The 3,244-nt window shown below is 62.6% G+C and carries 3 protein-coding genes and 1 pseudogene; 2 read left to right on the forward strand and 2 right to left on the reverse strand.

Translation table 11 applies throughout. The annotated features are described in order from the left end of the window. Positions 1-95 (reverse strand): annotated as a pseudogene (locus ENZ74_RS26465) (N-acetyl-gamma-glutamyl-phosphate reductase); the annotation flags it as partial. Positions 96-125: 30 nt separating this feature from the next. Further along, complete coding sequence (speB, locus tag ENZ74_RS26470; RefSeq protein ID WP_013532211.1) at positions 126-1,133, reverse strand: agmatinase; 1,008 nt, start codon at positions 1,131-1,133, stop codon at positions 126-128. 123 nt (positions 1,134-1,256) lie between these two features. Between speB and ENZ74_RS26475 the strand changes: the two genes are divergently transcribed. Both ENZ74_RS26475 and ENZ74_RS26480 read left to right on the forward strand, forming a co-directional pair. Beyond that, positions 1,257-2,465 (forward strand): acyltransferase, encoded by a 1,209-nt coding sequence (locus ENZ74_RS26475; RefSeq protein ID WP_013532210.1) that lies wholly within the window; start codon positions 1,257-1,259, stop codon positions 2,463-2,465. 96 nt (positions 2,466-2,561) lie between these two features. After that, positions 2,562-3,244: glycerophosphodiester phosphodiesterase family protein (locus ENZ74_RS26480; protein WP_164761229.1), on the forward strand; the 683-nt coding region annotated here is incomplete at its 3' end.

Here is a 3,244-nt window from a genome sequence, read left to right on the forward strand (position 1 = left end):
GAAATGATCTCCAGATCACCGCGCTCGGCAAGCAGCGCCCTGATCTGCAGGCCGGTGGTGCCGTGTTCGCCGTCGATGAAGATTTTCGGTTTCATGGGTTGTTCAAATTCCCTGAGTTTTCAAGACTATATGCCCTGACCCTGAATCACTGCGGCACCATTGTGATTGCCGTTGTTCAGCTCTTCAAGCCGGGCTTTCCGTTCAGCAAGCAGACCGAGATATTGCATGGCCACCATCGAGCCGGCGATTGCCGTTATATCGGCGTGATCATAGGCCGGCGCAACCTCTACGACATCGGCGCCGACAATATCGATCTGGTTGAGCTGGCGCAGAGTCGACAGGATCTTGGCCGAGGACGGGCCGCCGGCAACCGGCGTGCCTGTGCCGGGCGCATAGGCCGGATCGAGGCAGTCGATGTCGAAGGTGAGATAGGTCTTCTTGCCGCCGGTGCGGTCGACAATGGCGTAGGCAATGTCGGACGCCCGCATCTCCTCGATTTCATGGCCATGGAGGATCTTGATGCCGAACGTGTCGGGCGCATGGGTGCGGATGCCGATCTGGATCGACCGGTCGGGATCGATGATGCCTTCCTTGACGGCGCGACCGACGAAGGAGCCGTGGTCGATGCGCTTGCCGTCGTCCGGCCAGGTGTCCTGGTGGGCGTCGAACTGCACCAAAGCGAGCGGACCATGGATGGCGGCATGCGCCTTGAGCAGTGGCCAGGTGACGAAATGATCGCCGCCGAGCGTCAACAGGAAGGCGCCTGATTTGAGGATCTTCGCCGCTTCGCGCTCGATCGTGCCGGGCGTCTTCTGATGGTTGCCCGAATCGAGCAGGCAATCGCCATAGTCGACGACCGCCAGATGCTCGAACAGATCGCGTGAAAAGGGATATTGCGGGTCGTTGTCGAGGATCGCCGAGGCACGGCGGATCGCCTGCGGCCCGAAGCGGGCGCCAGGCCGGTTGGTGACGGCGGCATCGAAGGGAATACCCCACACCACCGCATCCGCGCCCTTCACGTCCTTGGTGTATTTGCGCCGCATGAACGACAGCGCGCCGGAATAGGTCGGCTCGAACGCGGCGCCCGTTTTGGAACGGGCGGTGAAGGCGTTGTCGATGGTGTGGTTCGCCATTACGGATCCTCGTTTTTCATCGGGTTGCAACAACTACAGAACCGGCACGGAAGATGCCAGTCATAGCTTGGCGAGACGGAATGGCGCTGCCCGAGTGCCACGGCAAGACAGGATTGTATCATCATGACGCAGACCGCGTTTCTCAACCCCACCCGTGCCGCGGCGTCGACCCACACCGGCACGGTCGCCGGCGAACGCTTCCTGGTCCTCGATTCGTGGCGCGGCATCTGCGCGCTTCTGGTGGCGCTGTTTCACTTTCCTACCGGTTCGACGATTTCGCAAAGCGCCTTCATCGGTTCGTCCTACCTGTTCGTCGATTTCTTCTTCGTCCTTTCCGGCTTCGTCATCGCCAGCAGCTACGGCGATCGGCTCAACCAACCGGGACAGGTCGCGCGTTTCGCCCTGGTCCGTTTCGGCCGCATCTACCCGCTGCATCTGCTCATGCTTGCCGCCTTCGCCGGTTTCGAGCTGCTGCGGCTGATGCTGCCGCAATTGCACGGCACGGGGGCTGCCCCCTTCACCGGCGGCTTCGACCTCAACAGCCTGCTTGCCAATCTCCTTCTGCTGCAGGGTGTCGGCTTCGAGGATCAATTGACCTGGAATGCGCCGAGCTGGAGCATTTCGGCCGAGTTCTTCGCCTATCTCCTGTTTGCCGGCGTGGTCTTCGTCGCCGGCGTGCGCGCCTGGATATGGTTCGTCGCGGCCGCCGTCACCGCGCCGCTGTTCCTGCTCGGCTTCTCGACCCATCATATGGATGTGTCCTTCGATTTCGGCTTCATCCGTTGCCTGTACGGCTTCTCGCTCGGCGCCTTGCTGGCCTGGTTTCAGCATGATTCCATTGCAGGGGCGCGACAGGCTCTCGCCAGGGGCGGCCCGCGGATGGACTGGACCCTTGCCGAAATCGTCATGGTGGCCGTCATCGTGCTTTTCGTTTCGCTGGCGGGCGACAATGACTTCGGCATCGCGGCACCCCTGGTGTTCGCGCTGGCGCTGTTTCTGTTCGCCCATGAGGGTGGCTGGATCAGCGCCTTGCTCAGAGCCCCGTTCATGCTGACGCTCGGCGCGCTGTCCTATTCGATCTACATGGTCCACATCTTCGTCCAGGCGCGCCTGATCAACGTCGCGGGGCTCGTCGAGCGCAAGCTCGGCCTTGGCCTGATCGGCGACTTCATGCTGCGCGGCCAGCCTGCCACCGGCTTCGGTGCCGGCTGGACGGGGGCGGTGGCGATCGTCGTCATGCTCGCCGCTACCATTGCCGCCTCCTGGATCACCTGGCGTTTTGTCGAGATGCCGGCCATGGCGTGGTTCCGCAGGCTCTCGAAACGCATCTGACGCACCTGCTGCGAGTATTCCGCTAGCCGGCTTCGTTCACCCAGATGTCACGGGCGTCGCCTATCCGGGTGTCGATCCGGCAAGGAGCGATTCTCGATGCGGACCATCTGGCTGAGTTTTCTGCTTTACACGGCCGTGGCAGCCGCCTCTGGCCAGGCCTTGGCCGGCGAGACCCGCGCCAGACAGATCCTCGACCGCTTCGAGCATGCCAACCAATGGCGCGATCACGTCATGGTGGCTGCGCATCGCGCCGGCAGCATGCAGGCCGGCAAGACGCTCTACGCGGAAAATTCGATTGCCGCCGTGGAGGGCTCGATCGCCATGGGCGCCGAAATCGTCGAGGTCGACATCAGGCGCTCGAAGGACGGCGAGTTCGTCGTCATGCATGACAGCTGGCTCGACCGCACCACGACCTGCAAGGGCGAGGTGGTCATGTACACGCTGGCCGAACTGAAGACATGCCGGCTGGTGGTCGAGGGCACCGGTGCGGCGACAAGTGAAACAGTCTCGACGCTGCACGAGATGCTGATGGCGACCAGAAACCGCATCCTCATCAACCTCGACAACAAGCTCGACGTCGGCGCCCTCCCGGGCATGATTGCGGTCGCTCGCGGTCTCGGCATGGCCGAACAGGTCATCGTCAAGGAGAACCTGTGGAATTCACAACGGATTTCCACGGTCAAGGCCGCCATGGAGACCATTGGCGGCGGCTTCCAGTTCATGCCGATCATCGCCGATGACGCGGTGCATGACGCCGGTTTCGCCGGGACGGTCGACCG

Origin of the sequence: Mesorhizobium sp. M7A.F.Ca.CA.002.15.2.1 (assembly GCF_003998715.1) — a bacterium.
Classification (GTDB): domain Bacteria; phylum Pseudomonadota; class Alphaproteobacteria; order Rhizobiales; family Rhizobiaceae; genus Mesorhizobium; species Mesorhizobium ciceri.

Coding starts and splice junctions, on each gene's coding strand:
- speB (WP_013532211.1), bottom strand. CDS start 1,133: ATGGCGAACCACACCATCGACAACGCCTTCACCGCCCGTTCCAAAACG.
- ENZ74_RS26475 (WP_013532210.1), top strand. CDS start 1,257: ATGACGCAGACCGCGTTTCTCAACCCCACCCGTGCCGCGGCGTCGACC.